This is a genomic window from Vibrio sp. 947 (assembly GCF_033339115.1).
GTDB classification, from domain to species: Bacteria; Pseudomonadota; Gammaproteobacteria; order Enterobacterales; family Vibrionaceae; genus Vibrio; species Vibrio alginolyticus.
Map to the genome: position 1 here is coordinate 203545 of NZ_JAWOTX010000006.1, position 23807 is coordinate 227351.

Below are 23807 nucleotides of genomic sequence, written 5' to 3' on the forward strand. Positions count from 1 at the left end.
CAGTATTTAATCAAGTGATTAATTTGTGATGAAGAGAAGTAAAAAAGAGCAGAAAGAACTGCTCTTTGAACAAATAGAAAAGTATATACTTAGGAAGAACGGTCTTGTGAGGCTGTATCACCCCCAACTTAACACACTCCAATTCGGTCTGTTGGCGTGTTCTTTTAGTTGTGGGCATGGATTTACCAGATAAGCGTAGTTCGCGTATTCACAAAGCGGTAAATCGTTGATTGAATCGGTATAGAAATGGATTTCGGAATAAGGCTCAGGCTGATTTTCTAGCCACTGTTTTAATCGCGTGACTTTGCCTTCACGATAACTCGGGATACCGTCGATTTCAGCAGTATAACGGTTGTTTTTCTCGATTAAATCAATTCCGAGTGCGGTTGGAATATTAAGACGGCGACCAACGGCTTCCACCAAAAAAGTGACGCTGGCAGAGATGATAACCATATCTATACCATCACGAGACAGTTGCTCAATCAGGGTTTTGGCTTGAGGGAACTGTTTAGGCAAAATATGGCTTTCAACACATTCTTCAACCAAGGCGTTTACTTCTTCAATCGGCATGTTTTCTAGTGGCTTCATGGAGAACGCTAGGTAATCTTCCATGTCCATTTTGCCTTCAGAGTACAAGGCCATTAGACGCTGATCTTCCATAATAAATAAAGGATCAGTCGCGATGCCTTTCTCAACCATAAACTCGTTCCAAATCATTGCGCAGTCAGCGTTTATTAGGGTTTCATCCATATCAAAAACATACAAAGGTTTGGACATGTTTAGGCTCTCACTGGTTGAATTTCGTTTAGGTTAAAGAGTAGTTCTAGTTGGCTGCCATTCGCTAGTAAGCGTTCTGAAGAGCGGTTAAGTAAGTCAACAGTGAGCTCACACTCTTCAACGTTCACTTGATAGCGAATAACATTACCTAGAAGCTGGTGGTTGGTGATCGTACCTACTTGTGGCGCTGAGATGTGGCTATCATATTGACGACCTTGCTCTTTTACATATATAGACTCTGGGCGAATCGCTACTTTCCATTCGGTATCAATGTTGAAGAGTTGCTTGGCTTTATTGGCCTCTACAAGGTTGTAGTGCCCCATGAAACCGGCCACAAACTCGTTAGCAGGATGAGTATAAATTTCTTCAGGTGTTCCTGCTTGAACAATTTCCCCTTTACTCATTAGGAAGATACGATCAGACATAATCATCGCCTCTTCTTGGTCATGAGTTACGAAGATAGTGGTGAGATTCATCTCTTTCTGAATGTCTCGGATTTGCTGACGAAGGTGTTTGCGGATTTTGGCATCAAGCGCAGAAAGTGGCTCATCAAGCAATAATATGCGAGGTTTCACCACCAATGCTCGAGCGAGTGCGACACGCTGGCGCTGACCGCCAGAAAGTTGATGCGGATAGTGTTTTTCTTTACCTGCCAGATCCACCAGTTTGATGACTTTAGCCACTTCACGTCGAATATCATCATTCGCAAGCTTTTTCATTTTTAAGCCAAATGCAATGTTGCCTTCGACGGTCATATTGGGAAACAGCGCATACGATTGAAAGACCATCCCAATACCACGCTCTTGCGGGACTTGATGCGTGATATCTTCTCCGTTTACCCAAACCTCGCCTCCATCGACAGGGTTAAGCCCAGCAAGGCTGCGAAGTAGTGTCGATTTACCACAACCGCTAGGGCCCAAAAGCGTAATGAATTCACCTTGCTCGATGTTAAAGTGAATGTCCTCAAATACGGTGTTATCACCAAAACGTTTAGTCAGATTTTTCGCTGTTACGTAGCTCATTGTTTGACTCCTCGGCTGAAACGACTTGCCAACCAAGTCAGTAAAAAAATAAATAGGAAGTAGGTCATCACTAAGGCAGACGTAAAGTGGCCGCTCGTCTGACGCATGTTATACAAGTAGATTTGCAGGGTTTCATAACGTGTGCCGACTAAAATATTGGCGAACACAAACTCTCCCAATAGAAATGAAAATGAAAGGAAAAGCGATGCCATCAGTCCTTTTTTGAGGTTAGGTAAAATGACCATCAAAAACGCTTTGGTTGTGCTTGCCCCTAGCAAGTGTGCAGCGTCCATTAAATCGTTAAGGTTAATTGCTTCGAAGCTATTAGAAATCGCACGATACATGAACGGTAACGCTATGGTGAAGTAAGTACCTACTAGAATCCAAGGAGTACCGATAAGGGAGATTTCACTGTCAGCATAAAGTTGAAGCAAGCCGACGGAGGACACCACTGGTGGTACAGCGAATGGTAGCAAAATCAATACGTTCATGAGCTTATCGAGCTTCGGAAAGTAGTAAAACACCACGAATATCGCTGGCAGAACTAGAATCACACTGAGGGTTAGCGAAGCAATACAAATAAACAGCGAACGCCCAAACGCTTGCAAAAAGCGTGGGTCGGTCAGCAATTTAACGTACCAATCAAAAGTGAAACCATCTGGAAGCACCGTGGCGCCCCAGCGTGATGAAAGCGAATAGACAAAGGTCGCTAAAATCGGGATGAGCATGATCCCAACAATGGAATAAACCACCGTTTTATGGAATCGAGTATTAACGTTGTTCATGACTACTTCCTACCTGCATAGCTTTTCGAAATGAGCCATTGGTTAATCACTGTGATAAAGGCAAGTAACGCCATTAGAATCACCGAAATTGCAGCGGCGAGATTAGGTTCAAGGAACAGGTCTCCCGATACCAGACTCGCAATTCGAATTGTGATGACGTTATAGTTACCGGAGGTCAGCGCATAAACACTCGCATAAGCGCCAATTGCGTTGGCTATTAAGATAATAAAGGTACCGAATAAGGCTGGTAAGAGCACTGGCAGCGCGATTTTCGCCCAATACTGTGATGTTTTGGCTCCCAGTAGCGCAGCAGCAGCTTGCCAATCATCACTCAACGCGTCGAACGCAGGGTAGAGCAACAACACCGCCAGCGGGATTTGAAAGTAGATGTAAATGACCAGCAGACCCCATTTACCATAAAGGTCGAAATCACCGAGTAAGCCATACTGCTTGAGCAAAAGGGTAATCGCCCCATTGGTGCCCAAAATAATGATAAAAGCGAATGACAGAGGTACGCCTGCAAAGTTGCTGCTCATGTTCGTAAACGCAATCACACCATCGCGGACTTTAGAATCGATTCTGCGCAGAGAAGAGACCAACAGAGTCGCAATGGCTAAGCCAAAAATGCTCGACCATATAGCTAACCACAAACTGTTGCCAAACGCCTGCATCATAAAGGTGGAGTCGAGCACTTCAATGTAGTTATCGAAGGCAAACTCGCCATCGTAGATAAAGCTGTTTAACAGCACCCAAATCATCGGTGCGAGTTGAAATAGGTAGAAAAACAGTGCGAAAGGCGCCAACCAAACGGCTGGCTTAAAGCGCTTTAACCAAGTACTTGCCAAATTTGAACGTGATTCGCTAGAGCTTGGGGAGAGGACTGAACTGCTCATAGTGCTAACAATTCCTGAGTGTATGGCTTCGTGTGGTCAAGGTTTAGCAATTGACAAACGGTGCCACAAATATCAGTTTGCTTAATATGACAATCTTGATGGGTAAACTTATCACCAATGACAAACAGGGGAACTTCTCGCTCTTCAGGTAAAATCCCACCGTGAGAAAGATCGTTGTTCATGCCATGATCGCTTGTCACAATGATTTGATACCCATCAGCAAGCCATTGATCGATGTAGTTGGAAAGAATAATGTCTGCACCTCGCGCACAATTGCGGTATTGGCGAGAGTCTAGGCCAAACTTATGTCCTGTATCGTCGATATTCATCGGATGGATCAGTAAGAAATCAGGTTGATAGTTGCGGCGTAAATACTCTGCGTCCAGGAACAAGGCTTCATCAGGATAATGATCCCAATGGTAAAAGCAGCCGTGCTGGATATTCAGGGTTTCATCATGCGTGAAACGATCGCGAACAGGTTCAAATGGCGCGCGATTATAAAGCTCACTTACCCAGTGGTAGGCAGCCGCAGCGGTCACTTTTCCTTGGGCTTTTGCCAAACTGAAAATGGAATCGTGTTTGGATAGACGAACGATATTGTTGTTTACGATGCCGCTTTCTACAGGGCGAACGCCCGTTAAAATGCACTCATAAAGTGGGCGAGACATAGAGGGCAGCTCACACTGCACAGGATAAAGCGTTGCGCGAGTTTCTTGTTGGGAACGACTTTGTTCTAGAAGACCATTGAGGTAGCCCATGCAATCACGGGCTACCTGATAGTTCAGTCCATCTAGAACAACAAGGATGACCTTATTGCTCATAACGACTTACTCTTATTGCTGGTGGATTAAGACACTTTCTTGCCATTGACGTGGCAGCTTACGTGCGGACTTTTCCCAAGCTGAGAAGTCAGTCACTGGGTGAACATTGCTGTATTGGTCATTAGCAATTAGCTTGTCTTGCACTGCTTGAGGCAGTGTGATGTTGGTGCGGATTGGACGCGCATAACCTTCTGCTAAGTTGATTTGCCCTTGATCGCTGAAGATGTATTCACGAGCAAGCTTTGCTGCATTAGGGTTCTTCGCGTATTTATTGATTATGGTTGTATAACCAGAAATCACAGAGCCATCTTGAGGAATGCTCACTGTAAAGCGGTCGCGGTCAATTTTGTCGCGGTAGTTCAATGCATTGAAGTCCCACATGATCGCCACTTCAACTTCGCCTTTTTCTAGGTTGGCGATGTTCGGATCGGTAAATGAAAGACGACCTTGCTTCGCGAGTTCAGAAAAGAATTTGAGCGCAGGCTTGAGGTTGGATTCGTCCCCACCGTTGGCGAACGCTGCGGCGAGAACCGCGTTGTTTGCCTGTGCTGCTACGCCTACGTCACCTACGGTCACTTTGTAGTCGCCTTTTAATAGGTCATCCCACGTTTTTGGCGCGTCTTTTACGAGGTTATTGTTGGAGATAAAAGAAATAGTGCCAGTGTAGGCAAGTGCCCAATGACCATCTTCGTCTTTTGCCCAATCTGGGATGTCATTCCAAGTTGTTGGTTTATATGGCTGAGTGACGCCTTTTTTTACCGCTACACGTGCAAAGGCAAAGCCTACGTCACCAATGTCTGCGGTCGCGTTTTTCTTCTCAGCTTCGAATTTTGCGATTTCTTGAGCCGAGCTCATATCCGTGTCTTGGTGCTTAAGGTTGTAATTTGACTTTAAATCAGCCCAAGTGTCTTTCCAGTTTGCCCAACTGTCAGGCATACCCACACTGTAAACCGCCCCTTCTTTTTGTGCTGCTGCTACCAAAGATTCAATATCGGCTTCTTTCGCTACTGTTGGCGTAGCGAGCGTTACCGCAATGATTGCCGCTGGTGCGGTAATTGAACGACTTAGCAAAGTTTTCATTGTCTCCATCCTTCTGGACTAGGTCAGTAAGTTCGCTTTGTATGCTATGGATGGAATGTGACGATTTAGCGCAAGTAATTTGACAGTTTTGCTGATTTTATATGGCACTTATATTTCATACGTTCAGTATGTGTTCTGTTGATTAATGTCATATTTTTGTTACGTAAACGCCTTATGTTATTCGTCAAATTATCGTTGGACTAGATCAGAATGAGAGCGACAGGCACCGGACAATTTGGTACCCAATTAGGAAAAATTAGAAGCAGCTTAAAACAGCAGATTCTTTCCGGCATCATGTCGGAAGGACAAAAACTGCCGTCAGAGAGAGAGCTCAGTGAGCTGTTTTCTACGACTCGAATCACTATCAAAGATGCGTTGGTGTCTTTAGAAACGGAAGGTCTTATTTATCGAGAAGAGCGCCGGGGTTGGTATGTATCTCCTGAGCGTATCTGTTACAACCCGTTGTCTCGTTCTCACTTCCATCAAATGATTCGAGAGCAGCATCGTATTGCAGAAACTAAGTTACTCAACGTGCGAAGTGAAATGGCCGCAGGTGAGTATGCCAAATCGTTAGAGGTGGAGCGAATTACCCCAATTTATGTAATTGAACGGTTACGTTTTATTGATGGGCGAGCGGTATTGTTTGTTGAGAACGTGCTCAAAGCGGCACTGTTTGAGGGGATATTGTCTGAGAACCTCACCATGTCCCTGACGGGCATTTATCGTGAGAAGTATGGTTACGAGACAAAGCGCTCTCGTTTTGATGTGATTCCCACGTCAGCTCCTGCTCATGTCGCTAAGGCGTTGAACCTAGCTGAAGGACAACCCGTTCTGAAAATTCGGCGGGTAAACTACAAACAAGATGGGCATTTAATGGACTGCGAATTCGAGTATTGGCGTCCAGATGCAGTGATGATTCGCATTGATAGCGTAGGATAAAGCGCAGAATTAAAAAGAGCCCAATGAAGGGCTCTTTTTCGCATATCGGTTAGAGAGGCGGTTTAAACGAGGCCTTGCTCTTTTGCCATTCTGCTTGCAATGCCGGGTGCTTTCCAAATGCTTGGCAGCAAAATGAAAGACACAGGCACGGCAGTAATTACAATGAAAGACTGCAATGCAGAAATACCACCAGAGCCCATTGAGATAAGCGCAATAGCGACAATACCCATAATCAGACCCCAGAACGAGCGAATCACTGCGTTTGGTTCTGTTGAGCCCGTCATCACTACACTGATTGTGTAAGTCATCGAGTCACCCGTCGTCACGATAAATGTTGTCGTTAAGATCAGGAACAGAACCGAAATGATCATTGGGTAAGGTAATTCACCAGTAATCGCTAGCAGTGCTGCAGGCAAGTTAAAGCCTTCAAACGCAGATGAAATCAAACCAGGGTTATCAAGTTCAAACGCAAGGCCACTGCCACCAACGATACTAAACCAGAAGCAAGTAATCAGCGGTGCCGCGATGCTAATAGACATGATTAATTGGCGAATTGTACGACCACGAGAGATACGAGCAATAAAGATCGCCATCATTGGGCCATAACCGATAAACCAACCCCAGAAGAATACTGTCCACCAACTTAGCCAGCCTGTATCACCACGGTAAAGTGCCATAGGGAAGAAGTTATCCACCATACGACCAACGCCTTGCACGTAGCCATCAACGATAAAGCTTGTCGGCCCGAAGAACAGGATGTAACCAATTAATAGTACAGACAAAATGATGTTGTAACGACTGACGATTTGAATACCCTTGCTCAAACCGCTCAGTGCGGAAAGGGTATACATCAGGATCGCCGCCATAATAACCATGCTTTGCGTTACGAACGTATCTGGCAGGCCAAACAATGAGTTTAGCGCGTAGCTAATTTGTAAACCTAAGAAGCCGATAGGACCGATGGTTCCTGCTGCTACTGCAATGATGCTACATGCGTCAGCAACATCACCAATCCAGCCTTTAATGGCTTTATCACCAAAAACAGGGTAAAGCAGAGTACGCGGCTTAAGAGGCAGGCCTTTATCGTAATGCAAGTGCATTAAGACAATGGAAGATAGACCACCAAGGATTGCCCAAGCTAAGAAGCCCCAGTGCATAAAAGACTGAGATAGGGCATTGATTGCGGCAGTTTTCGGTGAGGCTTCCCCGTATAGAGGCGGAGCAGTCACAAAGTGCGCGATAGGCTCAGCTGCGGCCCAGAACACACCACCACCTGCAAGTAGAGTACAGAGTACGATTGACAACCACTTAAAGTTATCAATATCAGGTTTCGCTAGACCACCTAGGCGCACATAACCAGTGCGACCAAACGCAAGAGCCAAACCAATTAGGAAATTCAGAAGAAGCAGTACTTGCCAGTAAGCTCCGAAATATTTAGTAGCAAAGCCGAAGCCGGTGTTAACCATTGCGGTTAGAGAGTCGGTATTCGTTAGAGCAAGTAAAACGAATAGAGTGAGGAAGCTACCACTTAACCAAAAGACAGGATTGGTGAGTTCGAGGCGCTTGAGTAAAGATGGGGGATGAATAGCAGAATAGTCAGCATCCTGAATAGGCGCTGTGTGGGAGGCGGCATTCGTCATATTTGACATAATTACTTCGCTTTTTAGGGCTATGAAGCCGTGCATTTCCCCTCACATCGTTTCAACGAAAAGTGTGAGGATGTTCAAAAAGCCGATGATGTTAACATGTCGAAGTTGCAAATATAACCTTAGATTTCGATTAATTTTTAACAGGTTAGCCAAGTTGCTGATTTTTGGGTAGAGATCAAAAGAAAGAGTTTTTACGTGAAATGCACCGCATTTCGTATGTAATTAACATTTCCCTTGTTTTTACATGGGATTATCAGGATTACATTGAGAAAATATGTTTTTCCCAAGCTAAGGTTTAACTCGATGGCTCACTTCGAACTTAACGGGCAGTGGATGCTTACCTCGCCACAGCGCCCCAATCTTGAAATTCCAATGTTTATTCCGGGCGATAATGTGTCGGCGCTTTTACAAGCAGAGCAGATTCCAGATCCTTATTTTGCCGATAATGAAAACAAAGTTCGATGGATTGAAGAGTGTGAGTGGCATATCTCACGTGAGTTTGACGTCGACGCGTTTACGTTGTCTGCCAAGCAAATTTGGATGACGCTAACTCGTGTCGATACATTGGCAACCTTCTATGTTAATGGTGAGTTAGCACTAACTTGCAGCAACATGTTTACCCAGCAACGTGTGGATATTAAACCGCATTTAAAGCAAGGTACTAACACGATTCGGGTTGAGTTTGCTCGGGCGGATTTAGAAGGTATCGCAAGAGCAAAAAAACTGCCATTTCCTATTCCATCGGCATTGGGCAACAACCAAATTCCACACATGAACTTGATCCGCAAAACACAGTGCCATTCCGGATGGGACTGGGGCATTTGCTTGATGGTATTGGGTATTTACGACCCCATTCAAATCGACATTGTGAATGAGCTTTGGCTCAAAGGCTTCTCGACAGAGCAGCAATGGCAAGCCGATGGGAGTGTGTTTCTTGATGTAGTAGTTGAAGTGGAAACGGACAGTCAACGCCATGAAATGATGGTTGAATTTAATGGTGAGCGTCAATGTATTCAAACAAAAGGAAGTGGTCACTATCATTGCCAGTTCCACATTTTGGAGCCTCAACGCTGGTGGCCATCGGGTTATGGCGAAGCGTATCTCTATCCCATTACCATTTCTTGCAGAGAGCAAAAGTTAACGCACAACATTGGTTTGCGTCAGTTAACCCTAAATAACCAAGCTGATGAGCACGGCTCTGCAATGGAATTTATCGTCAATGGCGTACCGATTAATGCTAAAGGTGCCAACTGGATCCCAATTGACGCAATGCCGGGGCGAGAGTGCGAAACACGTTATCGCAACCTTTTGCAAAGTGCGGTTGACGCCAACATGAACATGATTCGCGTATGGGGCGGTGGTCAGTACGAGAGTGAAACCTTTTATAACCTTTGTGATGAACTTGGCTTGTTGGTGTGGCAAGACATGATGTTCGCCTGCTCGTTGTACCCATCAAACGACGAGTTTTTAAAAGAGGTAGAAGAAGAACTTAGATTCCAAATCCCGAGGCTCAAGGAGCACCCATCAATCGCACTTTGGTGTGGTGACAATGAAGTGATTGGAGCTATTGGTTGGTATGACGAATCTAAGCGCAGTAAAGTCAAATACACGGTTAACTACGATCGCCTCAACCGCATGATTGAGAAGGAGATTACCGAGCAAGATAGCACTCGCCGTTTCTGGCCAAGTTCCCCATGTAATGGTGAACTGGATTTCGGTGATGCGTGGCATGATGATAGTAAAGGCGATATGCACTTTTGGGACGTTTGGCATTCAGGAAAATCATTCAGTGCCTACCTTGACGTGAATCCTCGTTTTTGCTCTGAGTTTGGTTTTCAATCTTGGCCATCTTTTGCTGAAGTTAAGCGGTTTGTCCCTGAGCAAGACTGGAATATTACATCCCCAACTTTCGAACAACATCAGAAGAACCCTCGTGGTAATAGTATTATTACAGAGATGTTCACGCGCTATTTTCGTTTTCCCTCTGGATTTGAGAACATGCTGTATTTAAGTCAAGTTCAGCAGGCAATCGCGATCAAAACTGCATGCGATCATTGGCGTGCCATTTCTCCAGTTTGTCGCGGCATGCTGTACTGGCAACTCAACGACAATTGGCCTGTCAGTTCTTGGTCTAGTTTGGAATACAGTGGTAGATGGAAGCAGTTGCACTACCATGCAAAACGCTTTTTTGCGCCGCAGTATTTGGTATTTTCCGAGCATACAGGCGAGTTGAGCCTACATTTGCTCAATGATGCCAAAGAGTCCGCAAGCGTCAACGCATTGCTCAAGTGGGTAGATTGGCAAGGGGAAGAAAAGCAATGTTGGAGCTTAGAACAAACAGTCATAGCAGACAGCAATACGATTTTGTGGCAGTTGGATGAATTGATCGAGAAGGATGAACTTACGTCAGGCTTCTTCTATGTTGAAGCGCAAATCGGTGAAGACAGAATAAGTAACACATGGTTTAGTACTCACGAGCTAAAAACCTTGTCGATAGCGAAAGCCAATATTGGTGTCTCTATTGAAGGGAGGTAAATTACTTTGATTGCGGATAAGCCTGCGTTTTTTGTTCATTTGGAGAGTGATGCTGATGGAAGGTTCAGTGACTCTAGTTTTACTCTGTTGGCCAAGGTTCCAATGACGGTTGAGTATTTAGGTGATGATGTTTCAGGTATGCAGCAGTCGTTGAGGGTATGCCACCTTAATGATTAAAGCGGGCATAGAACATCTATATGCTGATAACTAAAAAGGGAGCGTTTGCTCCCTTTTTAGTTACCAAGTATCCGTTATTAAGCTCAGGTTGAGACAGAAGACTATTTAAGTTTCTGATGGACCCGATAGCTAACGACAAAGCCAATGTAGAATAGTGCAGCAAGAGTAATCACTGCCGTCGCGTACGCCAGCAGGCTGTTTAACCCTAAACCAAAAGCCAAAGTGAAGGCGATACCATGAATGGCTTCCGCAGGGATTCGGTACCAAGCAGCGTGGACGGAAGATCCGAAGAGGATAAAGGTACTAAGTAAGACAATCGTGCCGCCTATAAAGCCGACCCATCTGCTGTTGTTCATGTTGCAGTCTCAGGGGTTACCGAGGTAACGTAACAAAATATTTCAGAATCGTATTATACAACCGATCATCGCGAAAAGCGCTAGAGAAATTTCGCGGATAAAACAGAGTGTTTTAATTCGAACAAAAGAATACGACATAGCCAACTTAATACAGGAATAACAAAACATGTTGAGATTTATACAACGTCGCCGCATTAAGAAAGTGATTAAACTAATGAGTACCAGATTGGTGGTGGGATACGGCAGTCGTGACTACTTTTCGGTTGGTCAGGTAAAGACGAGCACCAGCGAGTTAAGCGCGTGCCAACAAAAAATTGCGTTGGCATTATATGCGGATCCGCAAGATCTTGATTTGGAAAACCAACCAGAGTTGCAAGCAATACGCTCAGACGTGGCGCATGACTTCTTCGCTGGTGTCGATTATACCGCTCAAGATGTGCTTAATTTACTCGGTTCTGGTGGCTGGAAAGGTGGCCGAATGGAAGATGGAATGTCTCATCATTTTGGTATGCACAGTCGCTATTAAAAACATGCGTTAATTTTATAAATTCGATAAATATTTTTGCTGTTAAAGATTAATTAAATTTTCTTTCAATTGGGTAACAATTACCTAATTATGCACCCGAATCCCAGCGCGTCGCTGGACTGGTTGGATTGCATACCATGAAATTAATCATCAAAGGATTGGGGCTGAGTGCTCTTGTGCTCAGCATGTTTGCTCATGCAGATAGCAAAACGTTGAACGTTTATGCATGGGGTGGCTATTTGCCGGAAGCATCGTTAAAAGCGTTTGAAAAACAAGAAGGCATTACGATTAATTATTCGACTTTTGAGAATAATGAATCAATGTACACCAAGCTAAAATTGCTAAAAGGTTCTGGCTACGATGTGGTTTTTGCTTCTGCGTACTTCATTGAAAAAATGGGGCGAGAAGGGCTGCTTTCGAAAATAGATCACGCTCAAGTGCCAAACATGCAAGACACAATGGACGGTTTACTTGGCCAAGCGCACGATCCTAAAAATGATTACTCGCTGCCTTATATTTGGGGCATTACCGGGATCAGCTACAACGAATCCATGGTTGAGCAACCAGTGACCAAATGGGCAGACTTATGGGAGTCTCAATACGAACAACAAGTCATGCTGATTGATGACGTTCGTGATGTGTTCGGTATGGCGCTGAAGAAAAATGGCCATAGCGTGAACACAAAAGACGAAGCAGAAATCGAGCAGGCTTTTGATTCTCTAGTCGCGCTGAAAAACAACGTATTACTGTACAACTCAGATGCGCCGCAAGTCCCTTACGTGTCCGGTGAAACATCGGTCGGCATGCAATGGAACGGCAACGCATTCCAAGGACAGGTTGAAATGCCTGAGCTGAAGTTCGTGATGCCGGAAGAGGGCGCGGTATTGTGGATGGACAACTTCACTATTCCGTCTGGCAGTAAAAACAAAGCATTGGCGCATAAATTTATTAACTTCATGTACCAATCAGAGAACCAAGCGGAAATCGTGACCAGTTTGGGTTATGCGTCGGCAACGAACGCTGGGCGTGACAAATTGCCAGAAGAGTTGAAAAATAACCGTACTATTTTCCCTTCATCAGAAGACATGAAAAAAGGCGAGTTTATTAATGATGTTGGCGCAGAAACGTTAGCGATTTACGAAAAGTACTGGCAACGTTTAAGAATGCAATAAGCAACGTCTTTGCCTATTGTTAGGCTTAAAATCGTTCAAATTTGGATTCCCCTCATCACGAAAGTGGTGAGGGGAATTTTTTATAGGCTTTGTACTGCGAGTGTTGCTACGCGGCACGCTTTACGAGGCAGAAGTGCTTTTTACCGCGTTGCAGTAACCAATATTGATCAAACAGTGGGAAGCTTAAACTCGGGTTATCAGCCGCCACTTTTTCACCGTTTACACTGATGGCGTTGTTGCTGATGTGTTCGCGTGCAACACGCTTCGAACTTGCTAAGCCCGACTCAATCAACAGCTCAACCAAATCTTGTTGTGTGCTCTCAATGCTTGGTAAACCATCCAACTCCAATTGTTTTAATTCACCCAAACTCAGTTGTTGCACATTACCGCTGAATAAAGCTTGAGTGATGCGCTCGGCACTGGCGAGGCCGTCTTCGCCATGAACAAATCGCGTCATTTCTTCAGCGAGAATACGTTGTGCTTGTGGCTTACCTTGGCTTGCTTGGTCTTGCGCTTCAATGCTGGCAATTTCTTCGCAGCTCAAGAATGTGTAGTAACGCAAGAAGTGGTAAACGTCTGCGTCTTCTGCGCCAAGCCAGAACTGGTAGAACGCGTAAGGAGAGGTCTTGCTAGGATCTAGCCATACTGCACCGCCTTCGGTTTTGCCAAATTTGGTACCATCGGATTTGGTGATCAGCGGCAGAGTTAAGCCAAATACTTGCTCACCATTTTGACGGCGAGTTAAATCGATCCCGCTGACGATGTTTCCCCATTGGTCATTGCCACCGATTTGCAAACGGCAACCGTATCGACGGTTTAGCTCGGCAAAATCGTACGATTGCAGTAGGGCGTAGCTAAATTCGGTGAAGGAGATACCTTGGTCAGGTCGTTGCAGGCGTTGTTTTACCGATTCTCGGTTGACCATAGTATTGATCGAGAAGTGCTTACCCACATCGCGGAAGAAGTCGATCACATTGATCGCTTTCATCCAGTCAGCGTTGTTCACCATGATCATCGGCTTGGTCAGTTGGTGATTCATCAACTGCTGAATTTGATTAGAAAGATCGTTAACCCAGCCTGAGACGATTTCCTCTGAGTTCAGACTGCGCTCAGTCGCTTTAAAGCTTGGGTCGCCAATCATGCCCGTTGCACCGCCAATCAAGGCAACAGCTTGGTGTCCGGCATCTTGAAAGCGCTTAAGCATAATCAAAGGCACGAGGTGGCCGATATGCAAGCTGCCAGCTGTAGGATCGAAGCCGCAGTAAACGGTTTGTGGCTGTGAGAGAAGTGTCTGAATTTCTTCCAAATCGCTGGCTTGTGCAATCAAGCCACGATCTTGTAAATCTTGCAGTAATGGTGTCGTCATTCTTTTTGTCTGTCTTAGTGGTTGTTACATTTAGACTAAAACGCGACACCTTTTCTCGATATATCCCTTAAGGGACAGTTTTTATCTTGAATGGAGAATGAGGTGATTGAGGAAAAGCTGGAATAACTCACTCAATGAAGACACATTTAATTGCGAGTAAATTCGCTTTCGATGATTTTTGACCGTGCCTTGAACTAAGTGTAACCGCGCGGCAATTTCTTTGGTGTCAAACCCTTGAGCGAGAAGCGAAGCCACCTCTTGTTCGCGACGGGTGAGTGATTCTACGCCAAACGTTGCTAAAGCTTGCTCAATGGCTAATCGCATACTGCCAGAATAAGCACTCTGTGCAAAAACAGGCTCAGAAAAGGTAAATTCCGTTTGTTTCCAATGCTGCTGACAAAGCGACTGAATTATCGGGAAATAGGGCTTTAGCTTATTGATTTGTTGCTGAGAAAAGTATTTTCCATCAGTCATATATCCGAAGTACAGCATGACCCAACGGCCAGATTCAACTTCGACTAGCATGCTAAGCTCGTCTTTCCACCCTGTTTGATGATAGAACTGCTCGCAGTATGAGGTGAAGTCAACGCCTTTACGCGCCACGTCTTTGAGCGTAAATACGCCTTGTTGCTTTGTCTCGTTTAGTTTGAGAAAAAAAGGGTCATTTTGAAATGAGTCAGTAAGGTAGCGTTGAAAAAGTAACTCTCGCTCGTTCTCAATTGAGTCGTAGAGATAAATAGGATGTTTACCTTCTCGGTAACCTAAAATAACTGCGCAATCAAAATGAAAAAGAGTGCGAATGACACGCATAAGTTTAGGAGTAAAGTTAGGCGTGTTAAGAGCAGAAATTGCTTCTGCTAGCAGATTATTAAAGTTATTGTCAGGCATGGGATACCGAATTGCAGGTGGTTTTGCGCAAGCATAACCAAAAGCAATCCAACGAGAAAGGGAAGTCGCCATCTTCTGGTGACTTCCATAGAGAAAGTTGCGTAAGTGCTCAGTTTTGAGGAATCATATCCCCGTTAACTTATTGATAAGGGTGCATAACAACGGTTTTATTTAAGCGATTAGTTGCTATGCATTACTGCGAGTTAGTGAGCTCTTCGTTAACCCAATATTTAGAACCAGACACGTTAGCATCGATGAGCAAACCTTTAGCGTTCAACTGATAGACGGCGACGCCGCTGTTAAATTGTTTTGAAAGTTGCTCTGAATCTTCGCCCGCAACAGCAGAGGCTTCACTTGTGGCCTCCCATCCTTCGTTGACGAACGTATCAAAGTCTTCTTTGCTCTCAAACAGAACCACTTGTTGGTAAAATTTTCCGCCAGCCCCAAGTGCAACGCCCAAACCAAACATATTCATATAAGTGCGTTCTTCTGTTTCCTTATTCACTGCGACTCCTGACCCTGAGTTGGTGTGAAACAGCAAAGATAATTTACGAGAATCAAAGACCGCGTAGCCGTACGCGTTGTCGTAAATAGCTTTTGCCTCCGGCTTTTCATTAAATAACTTGAGCAAAGCGCTATCTGCCATTAAGTCCACGGCTTGGCGAGCTTCTTCTGGCGTATCGCCTTCCATCAGCTCATCAATTTTTTTGTCGGCAGCATCTATCCATTCTTTGCTTTTCTCGATGCTGGCTTCTGTCCATTCGCCTGCGGTATTGATCGCTTCCTCGGACCAATTCGTGAAATCTTGCCACGCTTGTTTTGAAAACGCTTTGGTGTCGTCCCAAGCATCTTGGGCAGTATCAGAAACTGCGTCGCCAAGCTCAGACATTTTATTGGAAATTTCATCCCAATCGGCATAAGCAGGGGATGCCAGGAGCATCAATGTAGTAAGGAGTGCGATAGGCTTTTTCATCAAATTCTCTCTGGAGTTATCAATATACGATTCATTTTAGGTCATCAGACTTTGATAATGAAATTGACTAAATGACGAACTTGAGAGAGGAATCACGAACTGATAGTGAAATGACGTGTGAATAACAAAGCCCTCACAAGGGGAGTGTGAGGGCTAGAGTTTATCGTGTGTTACTTGCTGCTAACTTTACCTAGTTTTAACCAAGTATCGATAACCGTATCTGGGTTTAGTGATACAGAGCTAATACCTTGATCCATTAGCCATTCCGCTAGGTCGTCGTGGTCTGATGGGCCTTGACCACAAATACCAACGTATTTGCCTGCTTTTGTTGCCGCATCAATCGCCATCTGAAGCATAACCTTAACCGCTGGGTTGCGCTCATCAAATAGATGTGCAACATCGCCAGAGTCACGATCAAGTCCAAGCGTTAGCTGAGTCATGTCGTTTGAGCCAATCGAGAAGCCATCAAAGTACTTCAAGAACTCATCGGCAAGGACCGCGTTGGATGGCAGTTCGCACATCATGATGACTTTAAGGCCCTGATCGCCACGGCGCAGATCAAACTTCGCTAGCAAATCAATCACTGATGCTGCTTCGCTTGGTGTACGCACAAATGGGATCATGATTTCAACGTTTTTCAGACCCATTTCGTTACGAACGCGTTTGATTGCTTGAGTTTCTAGCTCGAAGCAGTCTTCAAACACTGGAGAAATGTAACGAGACGCGCCACGGAAGCCAAGCATTGGGTTTTCTTCATGCGGTTCGTAGGCTTTACCGCCAACCAAGTTGCTGTATTCGTTAGACTTAAAGTCAGACATACGAACAATAACGCGTTTCGGCCAAAATGCCGCAGCAATGGTTGCGATACCTTCTGTCAGTTTGCTTACGTAGAAATCGATAGGATCTTTGTAACCACGAATACGCTGAGTGATTTCTGCTTTTAGCTCATCGCTTTGTGCATCAAAGTTAAGTAATGCTTTCGGGTGGATACCAATCATCTTATTGATGATGAATTCAAGACGAGCAAGACCAACACCTTCATTTGGAATTTGTGCGAAGTCAAACGCGCGATCAGGGTTACCCACGTTCATCATCACTTTTGTTGGTAGCAGTGGCAGTTCATCAACAGAAGAGCGTTTTACATCAAACTCAAGTTCACCTTGGTAAACGTAGCCCGTTTCACCTTCAGAACAAGATACGGTCACGGTTGCACCATCGGTTAACTTGCTTGTCGCATCGCCACAGCCAACGATCGCAGGAATACCAAGCTCACGAGCGATGATGGCAGCGTGGCAAGTACGGCCACCACGGTTGGTTACGATTGCAGATGCTTTTTTCATCACTGGTTCCCAATCTGGGTCAGTCATGTCTGTAACTAGCACGTCACCTTCTTGGACTAGAGACATTTGGTCCAGAGAGTCAACCAAGCGAACCACGCCTTTACCGATGCGCTGACCGATTGCACGACCTTCAACCAAAACATCTGCTTTGTTTTGTAGTTCGTAGCGCTCAATCACATTTTGTTCCGTTTGCGAACATACGGTTTCAGGACGCGCTTGAACAATGTACAGCTTGCCATCAATGCCATCTTTTGCCCATTCAATGTCCATTGGACGCTGATAGTGCTTTTCGATGATCATTGATTGCTTTGCGAGCTCTTTGATCTCGTCGTCGTTCAATGAGAACGTGTTGCGCTCTTCATCAGAAGTATCAACGATATCAACTTGTTTGCCGATTTCTTGGTTATCTGAGTAGATCATTTTGATCAACTTAGAACCAAATGTTTTCTTAACGATTGGGTGTTCGCCTGCTTCAAGCATCGGCTTGTGAACGTAGAACTCGTCAGGGTTTACTGCACCTTGAACGACCATCTCGCCTAGACCCCATGAAGAGGTGATGAAGACAACTTGGTCGAAACCCGATTCAGTGTCTAGTGTAAACATAACACCCGACGAGGCTTTATCTGAACGCACCATACGTTGGATACCCGCAGATAGCGAGATGCCACGGTGGTCGAACCCTTGGTGAACGCGGTAAGAAATCGCACGGTCGTTAAATAGAGAAGCGTAAACGTGCTTAGTTGCTTCTAGTACTGCGTCGATGCCTTTCACGTTCAAAAACGTTTCTTGCTGACCAGCAAAAGAAGCATCAGGTAGGTCTTCTGCCGTAGCAGATGAACGAACTGCGACTGAAAGCTCAGGATTGCCTTCGATCAGTTCTTGGTAATTTTCACGAATTTCTTGTTCAAGGTCCGCAGGGAAAGGGGCCTCTAATACCCATTGACGAATGTTTGCACCTGTCTTACGCAGAGCTTCTACATCTTCAACGTCTAGTTCATCGAGTAATTGGTGAATACGCTCATCCAAACCTTCGTGGTCAAGGAATTGGTTAAACGCGTATGAGGTTGTCGCAAAACCATTTGGTACAGAAACGCCTGCGTTTGCTAGGTTAGAAACCATTTCGCCAAGTGAAGCATTCTTACCGCCGACTTTGTCGACATCATCCATGGATAGGCCATTGAACCAGAGGGTGTTCTTTTGCATGTCTTTCTCCAGAAACATTGCAGCTTAGTAGGGGGACTTAAATCGATCTAAACAATCGCATGTTGGCTGTTATTACACGTTGACCATACATTGCTTCATTTAGATTGATATCAAAGGCAAACGATTACGTTCTGGCTGAAAAAAATTCAAAAGAATTTTTAAAGCTGTGGTGAACCTAACTGAAAGCCAAACTGATTTATTAATATTATGTGTACCATCCTACTCAAAAGATTTTGAAAAATTAAACAGAAATGCAAATAAATAACCAAAGTCGTGATGTGTTCTATGTTTCTGACGGTACGGCGATAACATGTGAGACATTAGGGCATGTTGTTCTCGGTCAATTTCCGTTCATTCCTAACGAAAAAACCTTTCCGTTTGTAGAAAGCCAGGACAAAGCTACTGACGTAGTCAAAGAAATTGAAACTTCCTACCAGCGCAATGGCGTCAAACCTCTGGTCTTTTTCTCAATTGTCGTTCCAGAAGTACGTGAAATGCTGCTTGAAGCGCCGGCATACAGTTACGATGTGTTGGAGAGTATTGTGCAGAAAGTGCAAGACGACATTCAGATGGCACCAAAGCCTAAGTTGCAGCGTTCTCGCAGTGTGGGGAAAGATTCCGACACCTATTTTGACCGTATTGCGGCTATTGAATACACATTGGCGCATGATGATGGCATCACGCTAAAAGGGTTGGAACAAGCCGATATTATCCTGCTGGGAGTATCGCGCAGCGGAAAAACGCCGACTAGCTTGTACATGGCGATGCAATTTGGTTTACGTGTTGTGAACTATCCGTTCATTGCGGAAGATGTGAAGATGATGCGTTTGTTGCCTGAATTTGAGATCCATCGTCATAAGTTGTTCGGGCTGACTATTGATCCCGAGCGCTTGACTGAAATCCGTGAAAATCGTTTGTCTGGAAGTGATTACGCTAGCACAGAGCAGTGCAAGCTGGAGCTAGACACTGTTGAGGCGTTGTTTAGAAGAGAGGCGATCCCATATATCAATACGTCCTCTCTGTCTGTTGAGGAAATTACTACGCGTATTCTGGAAAAAGCAGGAATGAAGCGTCGCTTGTTTGGCTAACAAGAGACGCTCATGTCGCTATGTGTAAGAGGAGGTAAGATGTATACCTCTTCTATCGAATGAACCTTAGACAGAATTAATAGTATTGGAACATCTTTTGGATGTCTTGATAGTTTTTGGTCTGAGTTAGTGACAGCATCAGTAAGATACGTGCTTTTTGTGGGTTCAATGTACCAGCGGCAACAAAGCCGTATTTGTTGTCATCAATTTCAGCATCCAAAGTGGTTGAGCCGCTAGGCGTTCGGGAGCTTCTTACAACAACAACGCCATCTTTACTCGCTTTCTCTAGCTCATCAAACACAGTGTGGTACAAGTTACCATTACCGACACCAGCACTTACGATGCCGTCAAACTTCGCATCCACAAAGGCTTTCACTGGCAAATTGGAGGCATTTGCATAGTTATAAACAATACCGACCTTAGGCAACTTAGTAAGCTTTGATACATCGAATGGGGTTTCTGTCGTATGTTTACGCTCTGGGCTTCGTTGATATTTGGCATCGCTATTATGAATGTAGCCGATAGCACCAAAGTTGGGTGACTGGAAAGTGCTGACGGAGGTTGTATTGGTTTTTGTCACATCTCGCGCATCGAAAATCGTGTCATTCATTGCGACTAGCACGCCACGTCCTTCTGAATCTTCATCGGTGGCTGTTACGACTGCATTGTATAAGTTGACTGGTCCATCAGCACTCATTGCGGTGGAAGGACGCATTGCACCAACGATCACGACAGGCTTTGTGCTCTTGACGGTCAGATCAAGGAAGTAAGCGGTTTCCTCTAACGTATCCGTACCATGAGTAATGACGATGCCGTCAACATCATCTTGAGCGAGTAGCTCATTAACTCTTTTCGATAATTTTAGCCACACTTCATCATTCATATCTTGTGAACCGATACTGACCACTTGCTCTCCAGAAATATCGGCAATGTTGGTCATACTCGGCACCGCAGAAATCAATGATTCAACGCCGACTTTACCTGCTGTGTAGTTTGACTCTGTTGCAGATTGACCTGCGCCTGCTATGGTGCCGCCAGTGGCAAGAATTTTAATGTTCGGAAGATCGGATTGCGCGAAAGACAAAGAACTAAGGCACAAACCAAGGGTTATCGTACTGAGGCGGAAAAGATTTTTCGTCATGGGAATCACCTGCTGTTAGGTTGGATGTTGGGGAACTCATCTATCCTAAAAACAGCGGGTTAGATTTTTTGAGTACTAGTTCAACAAATTGCAGATGAAGATCGTGATCAACTAATCACTTAAAGAATATCAAATCAACCAGTTAACCTAATTGACGTGCTTCTTTAACAAGTGAGATGTGCTAGTAACGTGCACAACGTGTTAAGTCCTATAATTTATTGATTTATAAATAAAGGAGGTAGGAGTCTCGTGATGAGGTTATTAAACATGAATTTAGCCGTGCAATTTTCCAAAGTTTACAGTGTAAAAAAAAGCGGCTTTACCCCGGAACAGATAAAAGCCGCTTGCCAATGATGTGTTAATTCACATCTTATCGCATAATCATTTGTTCACGACCAGGACCCACAGACACCATTTTTACTGGTACGCCCATGAGTTCCTCAATGCGTAGAACGTATTTCTGTGCTGCTACTGGAAGCTCTTCAAACTTACGACAACCTGTGATGTCCTCGCTCCAGCTTTCCATCTTCTCGTAGATTGGCGCAAGAGAGGCAGTTTGAGGCCAGATTGGGTTTTCGCTGTGGTCGCCTTCGTAGCCAACACAGATTTTCAGATCGTTAAGGCCAGTCAAACAGTCTACTTTCGTTAGTGCAATTTCAGTTGCTGCTTGCAGTTCAACGCCATTTTTCGTAGCGACTGCGTCGAAGTAGCCCATGTCGCGTGGACGACCCGTAGTTGCACCGAACTCGCCAGCAAGTTCGCGGAAAGCGTCTTGCTCTTCCATTGCAGTGATCAACGTACCAGTACCCACTGATGAGCTGAAGGCTTTTGCAACCGCAATAACGCGTTCAGGACGAAGTGCCGGAAGGCCACTACCGATACCCGCGTACATTGATACAACGTTAGAAGATGTTGTCCAAGGGTACTCACCGTAAACAAGGTCACGACCCGCGCCAAGCTGCGCTTCGAACAATAGAGTTTTGTCTTTCGCTTGTAGTTCTTTTAGAGGAAGCGTTACGTTGCAAATTGAATCGCGCCAAGGTGCAGAGACTTCTAGCAGCCAGTTCGCCAGTTCTTCAGCGGTTTGTTCAAACTCGAACGTCGGGTAAAGTGCACGCAGTTGCGGCAGTTTCCAATCCATCATGAATTGAAGGCGTTCAACCAATACTTCTGGTTGCTTCAACCAACCAACTAGGATGCCTTTCTTCATTACGCGGTCACCGTAAGCAGGTGCAATACCTTGACGAGTTGAACCGTATGCTTTGTCGCCTAAACGTTGTTCTTCTAGCGTATCTTCTAGTGCGTGTAGCGGTAGACACAGTGTTGCGCGATCTGAGATGCACATATTCACTTTTACGCCTGCTTCTTCAACTTCCGCAATCTCCTGAGACAGCAACGCAGGGCTGATAACCATACCCGGACCTAACACTGCCAAACAGTCTGGGTTGAATACGCCACTTGGTAGCTGGTGCAGCTTAAACGTACCTAGATCGTTAACCACGGTGTGACCCGCGTTGTTACCACCTTGGAAACGAATGCTCGCAGAAGCTTGCTCTGCCAAAAAGTCAACGATGCGGCCTTTGCCTTCATCACCCCAGTTTGCACCCACAACAACGATAGACGACATAATTTAATCTCCAAAAACAGATGCAAAAATCTTAAGGTGTTCGCCATAATAAGAGAAATTAATTATACTCATTAACTTGATAAGAATCTCATATCGGAATTGGCAATGTTAGATTTGAACTGGCTGCGAACCTTCGTAACTCTTGCAGAGGTAAAACACTTTGGTAAAACAGCGACGGAACTCCACATGACACAGCCGAACGTAAGTTTGCATATCAAGCAGCTGGAGCAAGCCACGCGCACGAAATTGATTGAGCGAAATCCTGTGCAGTTGACGCAAGCGGGGAAGCGTTTGTTAGCTACGGCGCAGCGGATGCTCAATGAGCTGCAAATTTGTCAGTCGGATCTCAATGCCATCAACGATCTTACGCAGGGGACGCTTTCTATTGCGGCGAGCGATATTGTTTCACGTTTACTGCTTATCAAACCATTTCAGCAATTCAAAAGTGAATATCCGGGGATCGACTTGGCATTGTTCAATACCACATCTTCTCAAGCGGTGGATTTGGTGAAAAGTGCGCGTGCCGATATCGGCTTTGTTATCGCACAAAAAGAGAGTCAACCGCTGCATTTTACGCCTCTCACGCAAATTCACTGGTGTGCGTTTGGCGATAACATTTTTGAGTGGCAAGACAATCGAAAAGAGAGCCAGACGCTGATCCTGCTAGGGCACGATACTCGAACCCGAGAGCTGATTGATGTGTCTTTACCTGAGCTAAATCTGCCTAAGCATCGCGTGATGGAAGTGGGCAGTGTGGAAGCACAAATAGACTGGGCGGAAGCGGGGTTTGGGACTGCTATTGTGCCGGATTTTTCGCTCGATCCGAGATTAAAGCTTTCTCGAGAAGTTACGCCTTTGCCAAGTTTTCCAAACACTGATTTCGGCTACATCGTGCGTCAAAATCAGGTGTTATCCAAAGCGGCAAAACAGTTGTTGGCTTGGGTTGGCGAGAATGTGTCGGTGGTTGAGGGCTAAGACGATGAAAGAAAAGGCCATGAAAGAAACGAAGATTACGATTTCGCTCCCATCCTTGATTCACCGTATTGGGGGCGACCATGCCAAGCGAGCGAAAACACTCGCAGCAGAAAAACAGTGCGATCTTAAGCGAATTAGACGATCTCGTCACTGGCAAATCTCGGGCGAGGCTTTGGATGTAAAAGCGTTTTTAGAGCATCTCAAAAACGAAGAAGCAGAGACGATGCGATTTGCGATCAACAAGATCGAACAAGCTCTACTTGCTCACCAAGACAAATTGGAACCTTTGGACGTGAAGTTGATACGTTTGGTGAGACAAAACCCAAACATCACCCTAGCGGAGCTGATGGCTGAAACGAACTGCACGTTAGTTCAAGCTCGCACGGTACGATTTGGTGCTGAGTTGCTTTAAGATCGGTTTGTGGTTTACTCACTTTATTAACAGATGTTAGGGTACCGATCAAAATCACTCAC

The 23807-nt window shown here is 45.0% G+C and carries 20 protein-coding genes and 1 pseudogene; 7 read left to right on the top strand and 14 right to left on the bottom strand.

The genetic code is table 11. From position 1 onward, the window contains the following. Positions 1-117 precede the first annotated feature (117 nt). The 6 genes from R7Q39_RS10070 to R7Q39_RS10095 are packed head-to-tail and all read right to left on the bottom strand — an operon-like array spanning position 118 to position 5378. Complete coding sequence (locus R7Q39_RS10070; RefSeq protein ID WP_017633566.1) at positions 118-777, bottom strand: HAD family hydrolase; 660 nt, start codon at positions 775-777, stop codon at positions 118-120. 2 nt (positions 778-779) lie between these two features. Beyond that, positions 780-1799, bottom strand: coding sequence for an ABC transporter ATP-binding protein (locus R7Q39_RS10075; RefSeq protein ID WP_025767985.1), 1020 nt, complete (start codon positions 1797-1799; stop codon positions 780-782). Further along, a complete protein-coding gene (locus tag R7Q39_RS10080; protein WP_025767984.1) occupies positions 1796-2584 on the bottom strand; it encodes an ABC transporter permease in 789 nt (262 codons plus the stop codon). The genes R7Q39_RS10075 and R7Q39_RS10080 overlap by 4 nt, the downstream gene beginning before the upstream one ends. Positions 2585-2586: 2 nt before the next feature. After that, positions 2587-3477 carry an ABC transporter permease gene (locus tag R7Q39_RS10085; RefSeq protein WP_318076041.1) on the bottom strand — a complete coding sequence of 297 codons (891 nt, stop codon included), beginning with the start codon at positions 3475-3477 and terminating at the stop codon, positions 2587-2589. Further along, complete coding sequence (locus tag R7Q39_RS10090) at positions 3474-4298, bottom strand: alkaline phosphatase family protein (RefSeq protein WP_005373854.1); 825 nt, start codon at positions 4296-4298, stop codon at positions 3474-3476. Before R7Q39_RS10090 ends, R7Q39_RS10085 begins: the two co-directional genes overlap by 4 nt. Before the next feature lie 12 nt (positions 4299-4310). After that, complete coding sequence (locus R7Q39_RS10095; protein ID WP_005373851.1) at positions 4311-5378, bottom strand: ABC transporter substrate-binding protein; 1068 nt, start codon at positions 5376-5378, stop codon at positions 4311-4313. A 210-nt stretch (positions 5379-5588) separates the two neighbouring features. Between R7Q39_RS10095 and R7Q39_RS10100 the strand changes: the two genes are divergently transcribed. Continuing rightward, a complete protein-coding gene (locus R7Q39_RS10100) occupies positions 5589-6317 on the top strand; it encodes a UTRA domain-containing protein (protein WP_005387087.1) in 729 nt (242 codons plus the stop codon). A 62-nt stretch (positions 6318-6379) separates the two neighbouring features. Here the strand turns inward: R7Q39_RS10100 and R7Q39_RS10105 are convergent, their stop codons facing one another. After that, a complete protein-coding gene (locus tag R7Q39_RS10105; RefSeq protein WP_005373846.1) occupies positions 6380-7966 on the bottom strand; it encodes a BCCT family transporter in 1587 nt (528 codons plus the stop codon). A 303-nt stretch (positions 7967-8269) separates the two neighbouring features. On the opposite strand from R7Q39_RS10105, the pseudogene R7Q39_RS10110 reads away from it, so the two are divergent. Beyond that, positions 8270-10678, top strand: a pseudogene (locus R7Q39_RS10110) (beta-mannosidase). Positions 10679-10779: 101 nt separating this feature from the next. Here the strand turns inward: R7Q39_RS10110 and R7Q39_RS10115 are convergent. Further along, positions 10780-11034 (bottom strand): hypothetical protein, encoded by a 255-nt coding sequence (locus tag R7Q39_RS10115; RefSeq protein WP_005387084.1) that lies wholly within the window; start codon positions 11032-11034, stop codon positions 10780-10782. 166 nt (positions 11035-11200) lie between these two features. On the opposite strand from R7Q39_RS10115, the gene R7Q39_RS10120 reads away from it, so the two are divergent. After that, complete coding sequence (locus R7Q39_RS10120) at positions 11201-11560, top strand: DUF6559 family protein (RefSeq protein WP_054865478.1); 360 nt, start codon at positions 11201-11203, stop codon at positions 11558-11560. Between the two features lie 137 nt (positions 11561-11697). After that, positions 11698-12732: a spermidine/putrescine ABC transporter substrate-binding protein gene (locus R7Q39_RS10125; protein ID WP_318076042.1), complete on the top strand. Its 1035-nt coding sequence runs from the start codon at positions 11698-11700 to the stop codon at positions 12730-12732. A 106-nt stretch (positions 12733-12838) separates the two neighbouring features. Here the strand turns inward: R7Q39_RS10125 and tyrS are convergent, their stop codons facing one another. From tyrS to ppsA, 4 genes are all read right to left on the bottom strand, one after another. Then, complete coding sequence (gene tyrS / locus R7Q39_RS10130) at positions 12839-14098, bottom strand: tyrosine--tRNA ligase (RefSeq protein WP_318076043.1); 1260 nt, start codon at positions 14096-14098, stop codon at positions 12839-12841. Between the two features lie 81 nt (positions 14099-14179). Beyond that, positions 14180-14986: a response regulator transcription factor gene (locus R7Q39_RS10135; RefSeq protein WP_021707696.1), complete on the bottom strand. Its 807-nt coding sequence runs from the start codon at positions 14984-14986 to the stop codon at positions 14180-14182. A gap of 193 nt (positions 14987-15179) precedes the next feature. After that, entirely contained in the window at positions 15180-15959 is a 780-nt protein-coding gene (locus R7Q39_RS10140) for a hypothetical protein (protein WP_005373824.1), read from the bottom strand. Positions 15960-16129: 170 nt separating this feature from the next. Beyond that, positions 16130-18502, bottom strand: coding sequence for a phosphoenolpyruvate synthase (gene ppsA, locus R7Q39_RS10145; RefSeq protein WP_238854820.1), 2373 nt, complete (start codon positions 18500-18502; stop codon positions 16130-16132). A gap of 251 nt (positions 18503-18753) precedes the next feature. Between ppsA and R7Q39_RS10150 the strand changes: the two genes are divergently transcribed. Beyond that, the gene (locus tag R7Q39_RS10150) at positions 18754-19590 is read left to right on the top strand and encodes a pyruvate, water dikinase regulatory protein (RefSeq protein WP_005373820.1); all 837 of its coding nucleotides are present in this window, start codon (positions 18754-18756) and stop codon (positions 19588-19590) included. Between the two features lie 76 nt (positions 19591-19666). Here the strand turns inward: R7Q39_RS10150 and ansB are convergent, their stop codons facing one another. Both ansB and R7Q39_RS10160 read right to left on the bottom strand, forming a co-directional pair. After that, positions 19667-20731, bottom strand: coding sequence for an L-asparaginase 2 (gene ansB, locus R7Q39_RS10155; RefSeq protein WP_213879749.1), 1065 nt, complete (start codon positions 20729-20731; stop codon positions 19667-19669). 370 nt (positions 20732-21101) lie between these two features. Then, entirely contained in the window at positions 21102-22358 is a 1257-nt protein-coding gene (locus R7Q39_RS10160) for an adenylosuccinate synthase (RefSeq protein WP_005373814.1), read from the bottom strand. 105 nt (positions 22359-22463) lie between these two features. Here R7Q39_RS10160 and R7Q39_RS10165 point away from each other — a divergent pair, with 105 nt between their 5' ends. Continuing rightward, a complete protein-coding gene (locus R7Q39_RS10165; protein ID WP_069496966.1) occupies positions 22464-23333 on the top strand; it encodes a LysR family transcriptional regulator in 870 nt (289 codons plus the stop codon). Positions 23334-23352: 19 nt separating this feature from the next. After that, positions 23353-23745, top strand: a complete 393-nt coding sequence (locus R7Q39_RS10170; RefSeq protein ID WP_017633574.1) for a ribosome recycling factor family protein — start codon at positions 23353-23355, stop codon at positions 23743-23745. The last annotated feature ends 62 nt before the right edge of the window (positions 23746-23807 follow it).

What these genes read in the sequence shown, in the direction of transcription:
- R7Q39_RS10070 (WP_017633566.1), bottom strand. Translation starts at nt 777, where the DNA reads ATGTCCAAACCTTTGTATGTTTTTGATATGGATGAAACCCTAATAAAC.
- R7Q39_RS10075 (WP_025767985.1), bottom strand. Translation starts at nt 1,799, where the DNA reads ATGAGCTACGTAACAGCGAAAAATCTGACTAAACGTTTTGGTGATAAC.
- R7Q39_RS10080 (WP_025767984.1), bottom strand. Translation starts at nt 2,584, where the DNA reads ATGAACAACGTTAATACTCGATTCCATAAAACGGTGGTTTATTCCATT.
- R7Q39_RS10085 (WP_318076041.1), bottom strand. Translation starts at nt 3,477, where the DNA reads ATGAGCAGTTCAGTCCTCTCCCCAAGCTCTAGCGAATCACGTTCAAAT.
- R7Q39_RS10090 (WP_005373854.1), bottom strand. Translation starts at nt 4,298, where the DNA reads ATGAGCAATAAGGTCATCCTTGTTGTTCTAGATGGACTGAACTATCAG.
- R7Q39_RS10095 (WP_005373851.1), bottom strand. Translation starts at nt 5,378, where the DNA reads ATGAAAACTTTGCTAAGTCGTTCAATTACCGCACCAGCGGCAATCATT.
- R7Q39_RS10100 (WP_005387087.1), top strand. Translation starts at nt 5,589, where the DNA reads ATGAGAGCGACAGGCACCGGACAATTTGGTACCCAATTAGGAAAAATT.
- R7Q39_RS10105 (WP_005373846.1), bottom strand. Translation starts at nt 7,966, where the DNA reads ATGTCAAATATGACGAATGCCGCCTCCCACACAGCGCCTATTCAGGAT.
- R7Q39_RS10115 (WP_005387084.1), bottom strand. Translation starts at nt 11,034, where the DNA reads ATGAACAACAGCAGATGGGTCGGCTTTATAGGCGGCACGATTGTCTTA.
- R7Q39_RS10120 (WP_054865478.1), top strand. Translation starts at nt 11,201, where the DNA reads ATGTTGAGATTTATACAACGTCGCCGCATTAAGAAAGTGATTAAACTA.
- R7Q39_RS10125 (WP_318076042.1), top strand. Translation starts at nt 11,698, where the DNA reads ATGAAATTAATCATCAAAGGATTGGGGCTGAGTGCTCTTGTGCTCAGC.
- tyrS (WP_318076043.1), bottom strand. Translation starts at nt 14,098, where the DNA reads ATGACGACACCATTACTGCAAGATTTACAAGATCGTGGCTTGATTGCA.
- R7Q39_RS10135 (WP_021707696.1), bottom strand. Translation starts at nt 14,986, where the DNA reads ATGCCTGACAATAACTTTAATAATCTGCTAGCAGAAGCAATTTCTGCT.
- R7Q39_RS10140 (WP_005373824.1), bottom strand. Translation starts at nt 15,959, where the DNA reads ATGAAAAAGCCTATCGCACTCCTTACTACATTGATGCTCCTGGCATCC.
- ppsA (WP_238854820.1), bottom strand. Translation starts at nt 18,502, where the DNA reads ATGCAAAAGAACACCCTCTGGTTCAATGGCCTATCCATGGATGATGTC.
- R7Q39_RS10150 (WP_005373820.1), top strand. Translation starts at nt 18,754, where the DNA reads ATGCAAATAAATAACCAAAGTCGTGATGTGTTCTATGTTTCTGACGGT.
- ansB (WP_213879749.1), bottom strand. Translation starts at nt 20,731, where the DNA reads ATGACGAAAAATCTTTTCCGCCTCAGTACGATAACCCTTGGTTTGTGC.
- R7Q39_RS10160 (WP_005373814.1), bottom strand. Translation starts at nt 22,358, where the DNA reads ATGTCGTCTATCGTTGTTGTGGGTGCAAACTGGGGTGATGAAGGCAAA.
- R7Q39_RS10165 (WP_069496966.1), top strand. Translation starts at nt 22,464, where the DNA reads ATGTTAGATTTGAACTGGCTGCGAACCTTCGTAACTCTTGCAGAGGTA.
- R7Q39_RS10170 (WP_017633574.1), top strand. Translation starts at nt 23,353, where the DNA reads ATGAAAGAAACGAAGATTACGATTTCGCTCCCATCCTTGATTCACCGT.